The following is a 17119-nucleotide window of genomic DNA, read 5'->3' on the forward strand; positions in this document are numbered from 1 at the left end:
ACACGCTCCTAAGCTAACATCAAAGTACATCAATATTCCATTTCCTCCTCAATTTCCACCTCCTCCCTTTCCTGACGGAAGCGTGAAAATCTTGACTGCCGAGAAGGTATGGATCTTGTCCGTCGTTGATTTTCCTGCTTTGCCTTCATATCTTCATCTGGATGAGAACTTTCCTTTTTGCCATGTGAGTCTATATCCAATGCAGCAGCCAATTCTTCCAACCGTTCTGTCTTTTCCTTTAACTGATCCTCTTGTGGAAATGGCTCTTTTAATTGTTTTTCTGCATCTGCCTTTTGTTGATAAAGTGCATCAAGCTTGCTTTTCTCCAGTTCCATTTGCTCCGGCATTTTCTGAATCACATTATCCAAACGTGTTAAATTCAATGTTGCAATTGACGATAATTCAAATGGATGTCCCAACTCTCCTTTCACTGAAATCTGAATCTCTGACGTGATTATGTTAACATATCCTTCCAATTCAAACCCACGATAAGAGCCAAGATGTGCCGTTTCCATTGTTCGACAGGTCTTTCCTGCATCCAGCAGAGCTTTCGCTGCATCCTTTCTGTCGGTATAGGTCTTTCCAAAAAGTTCAATGGAAATGGTATCTTCTGTAAATGCCGGATGCTGTTTGGCTGTATCTATATCAACGCTCAACGATTGTAATATTGCTTCTTTCCTTTTGATCTGCTCCGGAAATGTCTTTAGCAGCTGATCCTCCAATCGATACAGTGTTGACTGATGCTCAGCTTTTAACATTCTCAGTCTTGCCACCTCGACTTCCAGATCCATCTTTTCCTTAATTCGATCATCACCTGCACACAGAGCTTTTACCTCCGCATAACTTAAAACCTGTTCGTCCACATCCTCGCAAGAACGCACAGGCGATTTACTTGTCATGATTTGGCTGATGAATTTTTGTTTGTTTTCAAGTGTCTGCCAAAGGTAGGCATCAAATGTTCCTTCCGTGACGTAATTATAAATTTGTACGACTGGATTGCTGTTTCCCTGCCGAATAATTCTTCCATTTCTTTGTGTCATGTCTGCTGGTCGCCAGCCTACATCCAAATGATGCACTGCAATCAGCTTGTCTTGAACATTAGTTCCTGCACCCATCTTTTGTGTACTTCCAAGTAAGATGCGAACTTGTCCGTTTCTTACTTTTGAAAACAGTTCCTTTTTCTTGATTTCTGTATCTGCATCATGAATAAATGCCACTTCCTCTTTTGGGATGCCTGCTTCTAAAAGTTTTGCTTTAACATCATCGTACACGTTAAAAATTCCTGCCTTCGGTGTACTGTTGTCGCAAAAGATCAGCTGAGTCAAGCGTCCTTCCTTTCCTTCCTCCCAAATACGAATCACATTTTGTACGCACACATTTACTTTACTGCCCGGATCATCTGGTAAAAGTGGGTTCATCAGGCGCTGATCCAGTCCGATCTTACGTCCATCCGACGTGATCTTAAGCATGTTATCCTGCGTCGGATCAACAACTCCATTATGTACCAGAGCTGCACGTTCTGAAAGATTGGCTACCATTTCTTTTTGTATTTCCGATGGCGGAACAACAACAGTCTGCACGTTCGCTTCCGGCACTGGAAGCTTCAACTGATCTGCCGTTTGTATGTCTGCTGCCTGCTTAAAAAGATTCATCAGTTCCGGCAGATTGAAAAATTTTGCAAAACGTGTTTTCTGTCTATATCCGGTTCCTTCCGGTGCAAGCTCACTTGCCGTTACTGTTTCTCCAAATACAGATGCCCACGCATCAAATTGTGTCAAGCCTCTTTCTTGCAATTCTCCATACTGTAGATACCGCATCATTGTATACAGCTCCGTCATGCTGTTGGACACTGGTGTTCCTGTCGCAAATACAATTCCTTTTCCACCTGTCAGCTCATCCATGTACTGGCACTTCATGAACATATCAGATGATTTCTGAGCCTCCGACGTAGACAATCCGGCAACATTGCGCATTTTTGTAAATAGAAAAAGGTTCTTATATGCATGTGCTTCATCAACAAAAAGACGATCTACACCCAATTCTTCAAAAGTTACAACATCATCCTTGCGGTCTTCAGCTCGCAGCTTTTCCAGTCTCAATTTTAGCGACTTCCTTGTTTTTTCTAGCTGCTTCACCGTAAATGTCTGTCCACGATCATATGCAGCCTGTTGAATTGCCTGCTCAATTTCTATAAGTTGTTTTTGAAGCACTCGTTCCTGACGTTCTGCAGATACGGGGATTCGTTCAAACTGGCTGTGACCGATGATGATTGCATCATAATCTCCGGTTGCTATTCTCGCACAGAATTTTTTACGATTTGCCGTTTCAAAATCCTTCTTTCCTGCAACCAAAATATTTGCAGCCGGATATAAATGCAGAAATTCATTTGCCCATTGAAGCGTAAGGTGGTTTGGGACCACAAACAGACTCTTTCGGCACAATCCAAGACGTTTACTTTCCATCGCAGCAGCTGCCATTGTAAAGGTTTTCCCGGCTCCAACCTCGTGTGCCAAAAGTGTATTCCCTCCATATAAAATATGTGCGATTGCATTTTTTTGATGAGTACGAAGCCCGATCAATGGATTCATTCCCACGAAGTTAATGTGTTCGCCTGAAAATTCTGCCGGACGCAAACTGTTAAAGCGTTCATTATATTCCTTCTCCAGAGCCATTCGCCTTTGCGGATCTTTCCAGATCCATGCTGCAAATGCTTCTTTTATTGCAGATTGCTTCTGTTGGGCAAGCATTGTTTCCCTCGGATTCACAACACTTCTTACCGTTCCATCTGCATCTGTTACACGATCATACACGGTAACGCTTCTTAAATTTAATGTCTGCTCTAAAATGGCGTATGCATTCATCCGCTCTGTGCCATACTGTGTGTAGGCACTCACATCACCGTCGTATATTGTGTTCTTTGAGCTGATCTGCCATTCCCCTGTCACTGTTGCAAAGGAAACTCGAATATGCCTTCTCTGATAATATGGTGTATGGAATGTCTCATACATAAATTGTTCGATATAGTTTTTATCAATCCATGTTGCGCCAAGACGTACATCAATCTCAGAAGCCGTCAAGTCCTTTGGTTGTGCCTGTTTCAATGCCTCTACATTGGCAGAATAAGTCTCATCCTCTTGATATGCCAATTCTGCTGCACGGAGCTTATCTCTGACGTTGCCAGATAAGTACTCATCAGCTGTTTTCCATGCTAACTGTTCGTCTATTGCCTGCGGATCGTGAAAGATGATTCCGTTTAAAGCCTTCGCAATCTCACTTTCCTCTCCCTTTCTTCCAAGCAGTTCTGCCATATAGGTTAGATCTACATGACCCTTTTCACTGATGGAAATTGCCAATGCATCCTCTGGTGTTTCTGCGGTTGTGATTTCCTGTTGTGCGCGAATGGTTCTTTTTGTGAAAATGTCCGCTTTTGAGTCTAACTCACCCTTGTCGTTGATATTTTCCAAGGAACACATTAAAAAATAAGAAGAATCTCCGTCTAATACCTGCGCATTTTGTCTGGAATTGATCAGACCATATTTTTTCGTAAACGCATCGTATACGCTTCCAAGTTGTTCTTGCGCACGATGGACTTCTTCATCCGGTGCATCTTCAATTTGGAGCTGCATGACATGTTTTAGCGCGGTTCTAATTTGCAGCAGTCCTTTTGTTCTCTCCTTCGCAGCACCAGAACGATTTATCCTTCGCATAATTGAGTTTTCACGATAGTAAATTTCACCATTTTCTAGTATGTAAGAATAGTTACTGACTGACGGATCTGCCGGAATAGTTTCCTCTACTTTTTGCGTGTCCGATTCGGACACGCTTCTACTTCGAGTTGATTGGACTGATTCGTAATGCCCTGCAATTCGGCTGACTGCCTCTTCAAGTGCATCCGACAGCTTGCGATTTGGATCTGCTTTTACCGTGCAGCTCATTCCAAACTGTGTGCTTTGCTCTTCCAGTGTTCCAAGTACCATTTCTGGATGTTCTGTGAAATAACTATTGATCGCATATCCATTGCTTGCTGTTTCGAGATGAATCCAATTTTCATCTACATCAATGATATGATCCCTTTTTTGAAAGAACAAAATATCCGAAACAACTTCTGCTCCTGCATTGGCTCGAAAGGCATTATCTGGCAGCCGAATTGCGCCTAGCAGCTTTGCACGTTGAGCTAGATAACGTCGTGCGGACGGATTTTTAGAATCCATTGTGTAATGGCTTGTCACAAATGCAATAATTCCACCTGTTCGTATCTGATCTAGTGCTTTTGCGAAAAAATAATTATGGATAGAAAAACCTAGTCTATTGTAAGCCCGGTCATTCACCTTATAATTTCCGAATGGAATATTTCCAATCGCCAAATCATAGAAATCCCTTTGATCTGTCGTTTCAAATCCAGCTACCGTAATCTGAGCCTTTGGATATAATTTCTTTGCAATGCGACCACTGACAGAATCCAGCTCCACACCATACAACCTGCTATTCTGCATCGAATCTGGCAACATTCCAAAAAAGTTACCTATGCCCATTGATGGTTCCAGTATGTTTCCGCCTTTGAATCCAATCTGCTCCAATGCACGATAGATTCCCCTAATGATTACAGGGCTGGTATAGTGTGCATTTAATGTGCTTTCTCTCGCAGCTGTATATTCTCCCTCCGTCAATGTGTTTTTTAACTCGTGATACTCGTCTGCCCATGCATCCCTTTTCTCATCAAACGCATCTGCCAAGCCACCCCAGCCGACATATTTTGATAATATATCCTGTTCCTGCTCAGTTGCATTTCGATTCTCAATTTCAAGTTGATGTAATGTATGGATGGCATCCATATTGGCTCGAAACTTCTGTTTTGCTCCACCTTCTCCAATGTGGTCATCTGTGATATGGAAGTTTTGTGCCGGAACAGGCTTTGATTGGATGAACTGATCCGGCTCGATTAAGCTGTCGGATATGCCTGTCTCTGTTTCTTCCTGTCCGTCTGCTTTTTGCGTGTCCGATTCGGACACACCTTCTTTTTCTGGTGCAGCCTGCGTTTCCTCCTGTTCTGAAAGCACATGACTTTTATTCTGTTCTGATCTCTCCAGAATTTTTTTCTCGAACTCATATTTATGCAACTGAGCCTGCGCCTTATCAGCATATGGACCGCCTATAGTTCCGTCCGGTTCCGTATGTATACCTTCCTGCATACTATCCCATACAACATATCCATCTTCTGTTTCCCTTACCGTAAGTAAATCATCCGCCAAGCCAAAATTTTGTGTTTCACTTTCTGTTGGCTCCGATGTTCTGTCCTCATAAGGATATTCAAATCTCACCATTGGAAGTGGAAGTGTCCCATATTTATTCTCAATATTAGAGAGTTCTTCTTTTTCATCTGGTTTAAGATATTGGTCATAGCGAATCAATTCACCCAGTCTTTTTTCCACTTGTGTCCATGGCAAACGTAATCTGGCTGCATCTGATGAATAAGATTTGGAAATCAAAATTCCTTTTGCATCCCAGTCTACCCAACCATGCGTCCCATCCTCGAAATAGTGTGTACGTCCTCCGGTTCCGTATTCCTCTTTTAAAAAATCCACACGTTTTTTGGCATCTGATTCACTTAGAAAAAGAGCTGCAATTCGAATCTTCCCATTTTCAATACCGGAACCAGACTGAAGTATTCTTACCACTTCTGATTCCGGTATCTCGTTTTTAGGCATAAAAGAAGCAGCCGGACTCTCTCCGCCTGCTTCCTGTTCCTCTTCCATTGTTTTCGGCGTGTCCGAATCGGACACGCTCTCGCGATCTGTCGGTCGCATTTCCAAATAATCGGATAATGTCAGCTGTACACCAGTTCCGCCAGAATTACTTCTTCTACCTGATGGTTGCAAGCTTCCATTCTGCGAACCCACTCGAACTGATCCGTCCGTTTCAGCTCGTCCGTTGCTCCTGCTTCCTGAGCCAGTTTCGGTAACATCTGCTTCTTGATCCGGTCTGCTGCTTCGTCCACCTTCCTCATTTCTGGAAACAGAGTCCCGTTCATCGCCATTCGCTCGTACAGCAGAAATTGATTCTCCTCCAGATATTTCTTTCTCATCATTCCGTATTTCCTCAGTTCCGGTTCGTCCTCCTCTTCCTCCGGCAGCCCGATGTCCGGTACCATGAAGTCCCCCTCCTGATGATAGGTGATTCTCTTGCGCAGATCTTCCATTGTCATCTTTTTCATAACTTTCGCTCCTTTCTGTCTGCTTTTGCGATTCTCTTTGAATTTGCGGATGAATCTGTCGAACCATCCGTGCCGTTCGGCTTAAAATTGCAGATGCGGCGGTTCCTACATTTTCAAAACTCTGCTCATCTAACTGGCTCATGCAGGAAAAATCAAGTTGATTTGCCTCCTGCTCGAATCCATACTTTGAAAGCAGCAAATACATTGCACTCGTTGCTGTTGCCACATAGTATGCCGGAAATTCATCTTTGCCCGACTGTTCCATTGCCTGTTCCAACGATACACCGTAGTATTCCTGCGTCATATACATTGCAACCTGAGACAATGTTTGCTCCAGATTATTGTCCCATCTTTTGGCATCCGCTGCATACAATGAATTTTCTCTTGCATAAGACGTACTCAATCTTTTTGCCAACTCTTCTCTTTCTTCCGGCAATATTGGCTTCGGTTTGTAAGCAAATTCTTGTGTGGGACCAGTCGATGTCACATCAAATATATGTCTTAATCTGGGACGATTTCCTGTCTCATCAAGCAGCACAATACTGTGTTCTCCGCTCCTGACATAACGTCCGATTTTCTTCCACTGGGCAAATGTTGCACAAGCTGTTGCCTTCTGATTTTGTGCATAGATCAGCAGCTGATCGCGGAAACGATAGTGCGTAAATTGAGTTGCAAAGTGCAGAAATTGTTTCCATAGCTCGGTATCCGATTGCAGAATCGTAGCACTATCTCTTAACAATGTGCTATACTCTTCTACTTTTTTTCTGTTCATGTTCTTCCTTTCCGCTTGAACCTATTCTGCCCTTTGCTTTAATTGTAGCGTATAATCTACATGCTGTCAATAGGCTTTTTTGTTCAAACATGTTTTTTTATCACTCTATCAGCGTGTCCGATTCGGACACACTCGCGTGTTATCGTTCTAATTCTTCTTCGATTTCCGTTTCCTGTTCCTTTTTTAGTCTCCGTGAATAGGGATTTTCCGTCAAATGGCTGACAAATTTTCTTTTTTTTGGCTTTTCTTCTTTCTGTTCATCCGCATTTTGTATTATTCCCTTTTCCTTCTTTTGCTCCATGATCAGGCTCTTCTGATACTGTTCCATCAAAAAATCAGATGCCCGACTTGCATCCGAACTCGCCTGAAATAGCACATTGGGATTTTCTTTTAGCGCTCCGATCCAGTTCTGAAGATACGCTGCATGATTCGATAATTGTTTTGCACCAATATCAATTCCTAAGTCTGCCTGCACAAACACGGAAGATAACTCTGCAATTAGTTCTTCTTTCGCATATTCTTTACTTCCAAACACATTTTTTTGTGGTCTGTTTAGCCGTGACGGATGCCCGGTGCTGTGACTCATCTCATGGATCGCAGTTGCCAAAAATTCAGTAGAAGAATAAAAACGGTTTCTCATCGGAAGGTGAACTTCATCCCGTGCCGGACTATAGTATGCTTCTGTTTCATCTAGCTGCTCAATTACCGGACAAGCAGATGAACGCACAAACCGATCTGCTAACATCAACTGTTCGTCTTTAGGAAGCTCTGGCTGTTTCTCCAGTACAGGCATACCCTCCACTTGTGCTGCATTAAATAAAACGAAGTAATTTACCTTTGGATGCTCCAATTCTTCATAGACTGTTTCCTTCTCACCAGTAATCGGATCCTTTATCGTTTTCTTTTCTTCAAATATCCACTTTTCACAGAGCATTCCTTTTTCCCCTTTTTTTACCGTCCAGCCTTTTTCTTGTGCTTGTGCAAATGTAACCCATCTGTTATCGGTATACTGTTCAATGTGAGCTGCTAACATCAACCGAAAGCGATTTCCACCCTTATAAACGGCTTTTGTTATTGGATTGTACGGTCTTTTTCCCGTACTGTTCCACCCCTTGATCCAGCATAATTCCCCCTGAGACATTTCCGAGATCAGCTGTTTGGTCAATTCTTTTCGACTCTCCATAACACGATCATATGCTTTTCCCATATTACATATCCTCCGTTACTGGATCAGATGTTTCTTCTAATTCAACCTCCGAAATATCCTCGCCTTGATCTGCATAGCGTCTTTTTTGTTCTTCCCGAACACTTTTGTTATAATTATCGGTTTTCATTGACATTTTCTTCACTGCAACTCCTTTCCTAACAAGAGCGTGTCCGAATCAGACACGCTCCTCTATTGCTTATCTTTCCAATTCTTCCTCTTCTTCTGGTTCTTCACGTTCCTGTTGCTTTTCCTTCTTTCGACTGTAGCGAGATCTTCTTCTTTCTGTTCTCTCCTTTTCAAGTCTGGCTTCATATTCCTCAGCTGTTTCCAACTGTTTTGTTTTTGCATCATAATGATATGCATTATCCGTCAAACGCTCTGATTCGTTTACTGCATAAGGATTATGATTAACCGCTCTGACCATTTCCAAAAACTGCTTCGGTTCAATCACATTATCCTCTTTTACAATCATCCATTCATGAACAGATGACGGCAGAATATAATAATTTCCTCCCATACGTTTTTCTGCATCCTGCAAAAAATGATAAGTGCAAATTACCCCGGCACCATAGAAAAAATCTTTTGTCGTTGCCACATACAATGCTTCATTTCGTGCTGCCCCGGACATTCCTTTTTCAAAATCTTGATTCATAAAGCTTTGCAATTCGCAAACTGTCAGTGCTTTCTTCGCCACTTCATCTTGAACCAGTTGAATTGCTTCTCCGCAACCAATTCCAAAATAACCACAGAGTTCTCTTGTAAATGGCTTTTTTGCAAGGCTTCCGGCATGATCATCAAGTGATGCCCATATGATAGGTATTGCATACATGTCTTGAATGGCAATATACGGGCAATCGTTGTATCGTTCTGTTTTCGGTGAATCTGCTGGCATCATCTCAAATGCAAGATGCGGACGGATCTGTTCCAAATCTCCGCTTTTCAGCATATCTTTAAATTCTTCAAATCGCATGTTGTTTTTCCTCCTGTTGCTTCATTTTCCTCAACTGCTTCAATGCTCTTTCATAGTCACAATAGCGTTGCTTTCTGTTTTCTTCTGTTTCTGCTCTTTGAATCTTTATCGTTTCTTCCATTGGTTTTTCCTTTCTGTCTTTGTAGTTTTATATAACCCGAAGGACACTTGTTAAGTTCCATCGTTTCCGAAATTCATGAAGTTCCCACTTGTAATACGCTTCTTTTGACACCGATGCCATATATCTTGCCATCTGCCCTCGGTGTCCTGATTGGCTGATGAAACCTTTCTCAATCAATCCTCGTATTTGCGAACTGGTAGTAGACACATTTGCTGGTTTTCCTTGTGTACCTATTTTTTCTCGGATTTCATTCATGGTAAGTGGACGATTTTCTTCCCATATGTAAGTCATGATCTGAAATTCCTTTTCAGACAATCTTTTCCATTCTTCCTCCATCTTCCATCACTTCCCTTCATTATTACGTCTGCTGATCCAACCAGACTGCCTCTTGAATCTGCGCGTCTTCCTCTTGAATCTCCTGCTGTTGTTGCCACTTAATTTGACGTTGCGCATACTCATATGCGGCAACGTTTTTATAATGCTGATAACTGTTTTCGAAATAACGACTTAACTTTCTTATCGAAAGCCTTGAAATACCGTGTCCGATTCGGACACGCTTACTGACAGTCTGCTGTTTCTTATCCCATTGCCGCTTCTGTTGCTCTGTCTCTCTTAAAGTTTGTAAAATCGCATTTCCACATCTTTTGTACAAGTCTGATTCCTGATTGTTTTGATACGATTTTTTCTGACTGCTGCTTCCATACGCTCTTTCCTGTTGACTTTGCAAGTGATTCCAGAGCTTTTGAATTTCTCTATATTCTTCTGGATGCACCTGCTGTAACCACTGGCTGGTGATCCGATCTACTTCACTCCGGTATGGTTTCATATCGGTAAGCCCATATTTCCATTTATGGAAGTCTGGTACTTCATTTTCTAACTTTGCAAGCAACTGTTCCAAATCGTTTTGCAAAAGCATTTCTTCCTGCCCATGTTCCCGAAGTGGCTTTACAATACACTCACGAACCAAGTCGTTTAGCCGCTTCATCTCCTGATCCAGCTCAAGGAGTTCATTGACCGCAGCCGATTTTGCATACCGAATGGAACGGATACTCCATGTTCCTTTGGGTTCTCCGGCATACTTTCCATCTTTCACCTTTTCCCGTTCGCTCTCTGGGTCTACGATTGCGATGTGAACATGGATATTATCTGTATTGTAGTGGACTGCTGCTGTCCAAGAAGCAAGATGCAATCCTTCTTTTTCCAGTAACGTTTTCATAAATATTCGTGTCATACCGCGAATACGAGCTTCATCTAATTCTTGTGTTGATGAGTCATAAATACCTAATTCTTCCAACCACCTATTATCAAAACTGATAACTGTCTGCCAGAGCAACGAACCATCATCTTGTGCTTTTTGGAATTGCTCCTTATAAATTTGAGCGGTATCAGCTGATAACTGGTCATAGTCCATACTAAATAACCCAGTTGATTTTTCTGGATTTCCCATGTATTCTTCCGAATATGCACTATAACTGGCTCTGACGTTGCCACCTTTTATTGCTTCATCGCGATCCATATAGTTAATATAGGATGCAAAGGTCTTTGATCCCGGTCGGACAAATTTCGTGACTGCAACCAGTCCTGGTGTCTCTGCCATACATCTTCCCTTCTGTGTCCGATTCGGACACACCTTTTAAGTTTGCTTGAAGTCCTTCTTCTGTTTGTAATTGGCAATTCTTTCTTTCACCGTTTTCTGTGCCTCCTCAACTACCGGATGCAGCATTTGGTCTGTTGAACGAAAATCCTTCATCTGCATCTGCCAGCACAGTGTATTTAAAACTTCAATAACCGTCTGCGTACTGACATCTGCTCCATTACTTGCCAAACGGATTCTTGTCATCTGCTTTTGATTTGCTTCCTCTAGTTTTTGGTTTTTCTGCTGCAAATTCTGAATTTCTTCCTGCTGTCTCAGGTAATCATGTAATATGTAGCAAACCGCTTTTGAAAAATCAGAAAGTTGCTGTTCATTCTGGATACTCTCGACAATTGATTTTTCTTCCTGTGTTAACCTGACTCCTTTAATGCTACTTTTATATTCTTTTTCCATTTCACTTATCCTTCAAACTCTGATTCTTTTTGAATCGTATATTCTGCAATTTCTTTTATTGAATCAGTCAATATATTTAATTGATTTTGCTGTTGTTGAATACAACTCGTTAATTTCTGCAACTGTTGCACATAACGATTTTCTAGTGCGCGATCATCATATGCAATTCGTTCCAAGCATTGTCTAAGATACTCTTCTCGACTAATATCACGTTTTCCAGCTGCTTGATCAAGTGACTTTATAACGCTTTCGTTGATCCCACGAATGCAAATATTCATTGCAAACACCTTCCTTGATGACTTTTTTCGCCGCATGTGTCCGAATCGGACACAGTTTTTCGCGGCTTTTTTTCTTGACCGCAAGGTCAAATCTGCATGTTTTCAGTCTCCGACCAATATCTGGTCTGAGACTGAAAAGAGCATAAGGGATTTTGATATCATCCTGCGGCTGATAGTAGGCAAAGCCTACAAAATCCTTGATATCACTTTTTCTTTATTTGTTTTACATTTGTTTAACATAAAATTACTCGAATCCTTGATCTTTCTTTTTAAACTGGATTTTTGTTTTACATTTGTTTAACAAAAATAGAGTCGTTTTTGCACACTTTCAGTCTGCATGGAAATAAATTTCAGTCAATGTTTGAATGTCGTTAATCTCGGTACTTTCTTCATCTGCCTCTACTGTAACCGCCAACATATAACTCTGATCACTTGCCTCATTTCCATCTATTTCTCGAATTGTAAAAATAGCAAATGCTTCATAGATGCCATCATCTTCCTCATGCTCGGTACAATCCTCTCTGTAGTAAAACAGTTCTCTTTCGTTTGAGTTGTACTTTTTATTTTTCGACAAAAGTTCAAGTGTCCGCCATGCATCTTCTGCCACATAATTTTCACAGCCGGACAAAAGCGCCTCTCGGCTGTCCGGCAAAAGAAAATACGCATCAAGGAAGGATAGCACGGTATCATTGACTTTCTTACGTTCTGCTTCTTTTTCCTCCGCTTGATCGTATCTGGCAACTGCCGATGCATAGTCCGCCCTCAATGCTTCCAATTCCGATACGTCTGTCAATTCTCCTGCTTCATTCCAAGCCTTCTCCTTTTGAAGTTGCTGCACATATAGCGCTGCAAATATCAACATCAGCACCCATGATACAACCAATATGCCAAAGAACTGCCGTTTGCTTTTCTGCTGATCCTTCATTTCTCACTGCCTCCTTTCCGTGTCCGATTCGGACACGCTTTCTATCATCGTTCCCATTCTTCCTCCTCTTCTGGTTCTCTTTCAGATCGGTGTGAGTGAGAACGACCTGTCTGACGCTGATGTTTTCTCTGTTCTTCTTCGAACACTTGTAGGATTTTTTCATGCAAACGACTATCTGGTAATTCAGATGCCAAGTTGTGCCATTTGCGGTTTACTCCGCTTCCCATTGATTCTGACGGGTACATAACTGATTTTTTTCCTTCATTGTTTCGGATTCTTACCTTATCAATTCGTAATTCGTTACCAATCTGAATATCTGCATATCCAATTACCTTTCCTTCCTGCACTGGAATGGTACGAACAAAGAATCCTGTCTGCTTTGCAATATATACTGTACGAAGCATTTCCTGCTCGTCCGGCATTTTGTTATATGCGTCCAGAATTGCATTTTGAAGCGCATCTCCAACATGAATTAGTTGGGTACGTTGTCCATCTGTGCCAAACAGTGTTGGCTGCACCAGTCGGACTCCTCCACGGCTTCTGCTGTTAATGCTGATCCCTTCTACCTTTATATTGTTACCCCATGCGATACTGACATCTGCTTTTCTCGTTTTTAACTTGTGTCGCACGATCTGGATCTGAAAGTCTTTTCGTTCTAGTGGATCTGGCTGCACATCTTCCTGCAACATGGATTGTTCCATCTGACTTTCTTCCTGCATTCGTGCTTTTATAAGTTCTTTTCCATACTTTGTTGTCACTTCGGAAAAAATTTGAAACAGTTCCTCGTTTGTCAGTTCTGCCGAAACTGTTTTTCCATCACTTCCAGTTCCTGTTATACTGTATCCGCTCAGACTCTGATCCATACAGCCTGCATTGATAATTTGCGCTGCATAGTGAAACCATGCATACTCTTTTTCCCTATCGGAAAGTGTGATCTGCTGATGCGAATATTGGGTAATCATGATGTCCTCCCTGCCCGTGAACTTCTGCTGTGCTTACGATGCTTTCCCGTGTCCGATTCGGACACAGATTTTTTCTTTTTTCTATCTTCTGAAAACAAATATCCATATCCTGCTTTCAGATCCTCTTGATCTCTTGCAAACATATCAGGAATCCATGCTGCAAATAGTGGTGGATTTGCAAAGCTGCTGCTGATCCCCACTATATCCTCATTGGATGCAAACGAAATAATGTAGGCTGCATCCCTACACAATACATTTGCTCGTGCAGTTTTGGTATGTATCCACTCCTGCGGTTTTGCTCCGGCAACAATTACTCTTTTTACTCTGCTATCGAAAAATAGAGTTGATAAAAACTGCTCCTGCTTCATGCTTCCCATATCCAAAACAAAATACTCATAGTCCATTTTTAGAAGTTCCTGCATCGGCTTTCTCTCATACATTGGGATACCTGCATAAGTAATGCAGTCTCCCGTCTCTACTGCATACTGATACAGTCCCAACAGGCAATGCGGAAAACCATCAGAAGTTTCTTCCACATAGCATACCTTTTCTCCACAGTCTGCCAAATATCCAGCATACTGTAATGCCTGAGTGGTTGTTCCAATCCGAGACTGTGTGCCTGCAAATGCAATGAAATGAAGTTCATGCGGCAAATCCGCTTCTTTCAGTTCTTGGTTTACATTTCCTGCATTGCTCTCATAGTAGTTCGTAAGGCATCTTGCGAACTTTGTTTTCTTCGCACCATAAGTCGACTCCAATACGAAATTTACATATCCTGCCTTTAGCAGCTTATCAATAACTGGTGTGTTAGTTCCTTTTCCAGCTGCCAAGAAAATAATTTTTGCACCGTTTCTGGATTGTTGGATTCGATTGATAATATCAACCAATTCATCCGGCTGATCCGATAATACTAGTAAATCATAAACAACAATCTCAGCTTGTGCCTCAATGACTGGATTGATTGTCTTTTCAATCTGGTCGTAAACTCCGGCTTCAATTAACTCAATTCCCTTTTCCTGCAAGACCTCCGCAACAAATCCTGCATCATCCTCTAAATCTCCAACAAAGATACATTTCATTTTGACTCTCCTTCCACTTGTTCCGTGTCCGATTCGGACACGCTTGAATCTGTTTCTTTTATTTCACCTGTTACCGAATTTTCTGTGTTCGATTCGGGCACACCACCTTCCCCGGAAATTAACTTCTTTTGGTTTTCAATTTCATCTGTCAGCTCTGTAATCCGTTCCTTTGCTTCCTTTTGCTGAGTCTGGTAACTTTCTATCTGCTTTTTCCAATCCTCTATCGAATTTTCTGCATCAGTTCGCTGCTGTCTGGACAGATACGGTAAACGCTCATTTGTCTGGTCAATCTGTTTCTGACAGGAAGAAATTTCCTCATTTAGCTTTTGAATCAACTCTTTCTGGTCTGCAATTTCCTGCTCCAGCGATTGAATGTTTCGATTGATTCTGGCTTGATAATATCCATCTAAATCTTGATAAAACTTCAATTCTTTAACCTGGTCAACTTGCTTCTCATTGGTATACAATCGAATGATTTTTCCTTCTACGGTCACACGCAAGGATACGGCTTGAAAATCCGGTTGCACGGAATCCAGCTCCAGTACATAGGTACCTGCTTGTGATAATTTCACAGTAACTGGAATTTCTCTCCTTTTTTTATCAACTGCCTCAAAAGATACTTTCTCTGCTGTATTTACATCTAATTCCACAGACATTGCCTGCTGTTCTGATGCATATGCCCAATATTCAATCGTAACGCTATTCTCTGTCTCACCGATCTTCTGTAACTGTCCAATCGGTGTATACTCTGATGCGTTGTTTTGACCCGGATACCACAATGATGATGTGAAGAAAAACAGATACCCAACTAGAATACCTGCTGCTGCCATTAAATAGGATTTCTTTTTTCCTGCATGTTCCAACCGCACTTATTTTCTTCCTCCTTCTGCTGAAACCAACTGCATGTATACTGCCGATCATACTCCATACAATGCTTATTATAAATACACTGTTTGCAGCTGCTTTGCTCTCTTCGGCATTGTGTCGAATTATTAAAGCTCATAAGCATTCTCCTTTGTTCTTTCCTTTTTCGGGCGAATGGTAGGGACTCCTTCCTCCATTCGGCATTCGAAAACAGGAATCAACATACTTCTTGCTGTCAAAACATATGGATTTCTCTTTTGTTTCATCATCTTTTCTGAAATCCACATTTCCTGCGCTGCTGACAAAAACTTTGTAAAATAAATTCCCTTTGGCGGTCGGATTCCAGCTATCTCATCATCCGCCAGCACAAGAAACACACGTTTTTGTTCGCCATCCATAATGTCTCCTTTCTCTTCGGTTACTCCCCGAAGATCATATAGAAATTTTCTGTTCGCTCAATCTCATCCCATGTAAACTCTCGGTTTACAGAATACTTTCCGGCTGGGTCATTAACCAAAAACTGCCCATCATCCGTTACTCCACGCAAAACAATAAAATGCCCAACAGGTGAAAAAAAGCTTCCCGGCTGTTCTCTGGCAATGATTGGATAGCCATTTTCCAATGCTTCTACTACACTTGCCCGATCTTTTACCTTGCGATACCCTACTCCGTAGTGTGCCGCTGCTGCCGGAAAAAATTCCCATGAGCTGCCTGTTGGTGTCAAATATGCAGTACCACTCCATGCAATCATATCTGGCGGAGTAACCGTCTCACCTGTCAAATATGTCATCACCATCGCCAGACTGGTCGGACCACATCCTGACTTTGCAAGGTTGGTGTCTCCCCATGCTACTGATGCATAGTTTCCCTGCAAATATAACGGAATCTCCATGCCGCCTGATGGTTCCTCCGATGTAACTTCTCCATCTGCATCCGATTCGCGTTCCTCTTCATCACGATCACCACTCAAATCGCCGTTTTCCATATTCTCAAGATATTTTTAAGCGTATGGATAACGTCCATGACCATTTCCACAGTCAAACGACACTGACAGACAACCCGATGCCGATGCATATCCATGATTATTGCAGCCAGCCGGATATTCCTCTGGATCTTCAAAACAACAGAAAAAAGACATCGTTGCGTCATACAAATCACCTTCCCAAAAATCTGCTTTCGTGACTCCATAGTACTTTCCCATCCCGGTATCATACCAGCCAGAATAAGGATTTTGGTTGTGCAGCGTGGCATCTATTGCCATGCATTGCAGTTCCAGATCATTCCATTCCATGCCTTTTGATTCTGCGAATAATTCCAGACTATTTGTTCCACTGTAGTTTGTCCACTGGGCGATTCCCATTGCAGTTCCACCTTTTTTTAATTGTGTATATGAGTTATAATCCAATCGGGATTCCCACTCCAAATTACCTAAAATAGCAGCAATCTGAATATCAGTATATCCTGCCTCTGAAAAATACTCGCAAATGAGTGCTGCAGTATTTGTAACAGAAACGCTATCTTTAAATGTTACATCACTAGACGATCTTGAAGATTTTCCAAACAAAGCCATTACCATGCCACCGATCAGAAGCACAATAATGATTGGTGCTGAAAACAACGTAGAAATTAAAAAAGATCCTGCCCATTTCAGAATCTTCAACAATGCTTTTTTATGATTCATTC

17 protein-coding genes are annotated in these 17119 nt (G+C 41.8%); all 17 read right to left on the minus strand.

Annotated elements, in window-relative coordinates; translation table 11 throughout:
* Positions 1–29 precede the first annotated feature (29 nt).
* The 17 genes from WJP93_RS01485 to WJP93_RS01565 all read right to left on the minus strand — a co-directional run bounded on the left by WJP93_RS01485 (position 30) and on the right by WJP93_RS01565 (position 17117).
* Entirely contained in the window at positions 30–6983 is a 6954-nt protein-coding gene (locus WJP93_RS01485) for an SNF2-related protein (RefSeq protein WP_337546450.1), read from the minus strand.
* A 139-nt stretch (positions 6984–7122) separates the two neighbouring features.
* Positions 7123–8190, minus strand: a complete 1068-nt coding sequence (locus WJP93_RS01490; protein ID WP_337546452.1) for a zincin-like metallopeptidase domain-containing protein — start codon at positions 8188–8190, stop codon at positions 7123–7125.
* 1 nt (position 8191) lies between these two features.
* Complete coding sequence (locus tag WJP93_RS01495) at positions 8192–8332, minus strand: hypothetical protein (RefSeq protein WP_337546453.1); 141 nt, start codon at positions 8330–8332, stop codon at positions 8192–8194.
* A 54-nt stretch (positions 8333–8386) separates the two neighbouring features.
* Positions 8387–9160 carry a DUF5688 family protein gene (locus WJP93_RS01500; RefSeq protein WP_337546454.1) on the minus strand — a complete coding sequence of 258 codons (774 nt, stop codon included), beginning with the start codon at positions 9158–9160 and terminating at the stop codon, positions 8387–8389.
* A complete protein-coding gene (locus tag WJP93_RS01505) occupies positions 9150–9281 on the minus strand; it encodes a hypothetical protein (protein WP_262536557.1) in 132 nt (43 codons plus the stop codon). The genes WJP93_RS01500 and WJP93_RS01505 overlap by 11 nt, the downstream gene beginning before the upstream one ends.
* Positions 9282–9308: 27 nt before the next feature.
* Positions 9309–9617, minus strand: coding sequence for a BlaI/MecI/CopY family transcriptional regulator (locus WJP93_RS01510; RefSeq protein ID WP_227100414.1), 309 nt, complete (start codon positions 9615–9617; stop codon positions 9309–9311).
* 22 nt (positions 9618–9639) lie between these two features.
* The gene (gene mobP2, locus WJP93_RS01515) at positions 9640–10878 is read right to left on the minus strand and encodes a MobP2 family relaxase (RefSeq protein ID WP_337546456.1); all 1239 of its coding nucleotides are present in this window, start codon (positions 10876–10878) and stop codon (positions 9640–9642) included.
* A 36-nt stretch (positions 10879–10914) separates the two neighbouring features.
* The gene (locus tag WJP93_RS01520) at positions 10915–11328 is read right to left on the minus strand and encodes a hypothetical protein (protein ID WP_337546458.1); all 414 of its coding nucleotides are present in this window, start codon (positions 11326–11328) and stop codon (positions 10915–10917) included.
* Positions 11329–11333: 5 nt separating this feature from the next.
* Positions 11334–11606 (minus strand): hypothetical protein, encoded by a 273-nt coding sequence (locus tag WJP93_RS01525; RefSeq protein WP_227100417.1) that lies wholly within the window; start codon positions 11604–11606, stop codon positions 11334–11336.
* Between the two features lie 328 nt (positions 11607–11934).
* Positions 11935–12531 (minus strand): hypothetical protein, encoded by a 597-nt coding sequence (locus tag WJP93_RS01530; protein WP_337546460.1) that lies wholly within the window; start codon positions 12529–12531, stop codon positions 11935–11937.
* A gap of 44 nt (positions 12532–12575) precedes the next feature.
* Positions 12576–13493: a hypothetical protein gene (locus tag WJP93_RS01535; RefSeq protein ID WP_337546461.1), complete on the minus strand. Its 918-nt coding sequence runs from the start codon at positions 13491–13493 to the stop codon at positions 12576–12578.
* Positions 13490–14572, minus strand: coding sequence for a hypothetical protein (locus WJP93_RS01540; protein WP_337546463.1), 1083 nt, complete (start codon positions 14570–14572; stop codon positions 13490–13492). The genes WJP93_RS01535 and WJP93_RS01540 overlap by 4 nt, the downstream gene beginning before the upstream one ends.
* Positions 14569–15441, minus strand: a complete 873-nt coding sequence (locus WJP93_RS01545) for a hypothetical protein (protein ID WP_337546465.1) — start codon at positions 15439–15441, stop codon at positions 14569–14571. The genes WJP93_RS01540 and WJP93_RS01545 overlap by 4 nt, the downstream gene beginning before the upstream one ends.
* The gene (locus WJP93_RS01550; protein ID WP_337546466.1) at positions 15402–15575 is read right to left on the minus strand and encodes a hypothetical protein; all 174 of its coding nucleotides are present in this window, start codon (positions 15573–15575) and stop codon (positions 15402–15404) included. Before WJP93_RS01550 ends, WJP93_RS01545 begins: the two co-directional genes overlap by 40 nt.
* Positions 15565–15834 (minus strand): hypothetical protein, encoded by a 270-nt coding sequence (locus tag WJP93_RS01555; RefSeq protein ID WP_337546468.1) that lies wholly within the window; start codon positions 15832–15834, stop codon positions 15565–15567. Before WJP93_RS01555 ends, WJP93_RS01550 begins: the two co-directional genes overlap by 11 nt.
* A 20-nt stretch (positions 15835–15854) precedes the next feature.
* Positions 15855–16421, minus strand: a complete 567-nt coding sequence (locus WJP93_RS01560) for a C39 family peptidase (RefSeq protein WP_337546470.1) — start codon at positions 16419–16421, stop codon at positions 15855–15857.
* A 15-nt stretch (positions 16422–16436) separates the two neighbouring features.
* Positions 16437–17117 carry a phage tail tip lysozyme gene (locus tag WJP93_RS01565; protein ID WP_337546472.1) on the minus strand — a complete coding sequence of 227 codons (681 nt, stop codon included), beginning with the start codon at positions 17115–17117 and terminating at the stop codon, positions 16437–16439.
* Positions 17118–17119 lie beyond the last annotated feature (2 nt).

Origin of the sequence: Anthropogastromicrobium sp. (genome assembly GCF_037349415.1) — a bacterium.
Lineage (GTDB): Bacteria > Bacillota > Clostridia > Lachnospirales > Lachnospiraceae > Anthropogastromicrobium > Anthropogastromicrobium aceti.

Excerpts from the sequence above, each read along its gene's own strand:
- WJP93_RS01485 (WP_337546450.1), bottom strand. The coding sequence starts at position 6,983 with ATGAACAGAAAAAAAGTAGAAGAGTATAGCACATTGTTAAGAGATAGT.
- WJP93_RS01490 (WP_337546452.1), bottom strand. The coding sequence starts at position 8,190 with ATGGGAAAAGCATATGATCGTGTTATGGAGAGTCGAAAAGAATTGACC.
- WJP93_RS01500 (WP_337546454.1), bottom strand. The coding sequence starts at position 9,160 with ATGCGATTTGAAGAATTTAAAGATATGCTGAAAAGCGGAGATTTGGAA.
- WJP93_RS01505 (WP_262536557.1), bottom strand. The coding sequence starts at position 9,281 with ATGGAAGAAACGATAAAGATTCAAAGAGCAGAAACAGAAGAAAACAGA.
- WJP93_RS01510 (WP_227100414.1), bottom strand. The coding sequence starts at position 9,617 with ATGGAGGAAGAATGGAAAAGATTGTCTGAAAAGGAATTTCAGATCATG.
- mobP2 (WP_337546456.1), bottom strand. The coding sequence starts at position 10,878 with ATGGCAGAGACACCAGGACTGGTTGCAGTCACGAAATTTGTCCGACCG.
- WJP93_RS01520 (WP_337546458.1), bottom strand. The coding sequence starts at position 11,328 with ATGGAAAAAGAATATAAAAGTAGCATTAAAGGAGTCAGGTTAACACAG.
- WJP93_RS01525 (WP_227100417.1), bottom strand. The coding sequence starts at position 11,606 with ATGAATATTTGCATTCGTGGGATCAACGAAAGCGTTATAAAGTCACTT.
- WJP93_RS01530 (WP_337546460.1), bottom strand. The coding sequence starts at position 12,531 with ATGAAGGATCAGCAGAAAAGCAAACGGCAGTTCTTTGGCATATTGGTT.
- WJP93_RS01535 (WP_337546461.1), bottom strand. The coding sequence starts at position 13,493 with ATGATTACCCAATATTCGCATCAGCAGATCACACTTTCCGATAGGGAA.
- WJP93_RS01540 (WP_337546463.1), bottom strand. The coding sequence starts at position 14,572 with ATGAAATGTATCTTTGTTGGAGATTTAGAGGATGATGCAGGATTTGTT.
- WJP93_RS01550 (WP_337546466.1), bottom strand. The coding sequence starts at position 15,575 with ATGAGCTTTAATAATTCGACACAATGCCGAAGAGAGCAAAGCAGCTGC.
- WJP93_RS01555 (WP_337546468.1), bottom strand. The coding sequence starts at position 15,834 with ATGGATGGCGAACAAAAACGTGTGTTTCTTGTGCTGGCGGATGATGAG.
- WJP93_RS01560 (WP_337546470.1), bottom strand. The coding sequence starts at position 16,421 with ATGGAAAACGGCGATTTGAGTGGTGATCGTGATGAAGAGGAACGCGAA.
- WJP93_RS01565 (WP_337546472.1), bottom strand. The coding sequence starts at position 17,117 with ATGAATCATAAAAAAGCATTGTTGAAGATTCTGAAATGGGCAGGATCT.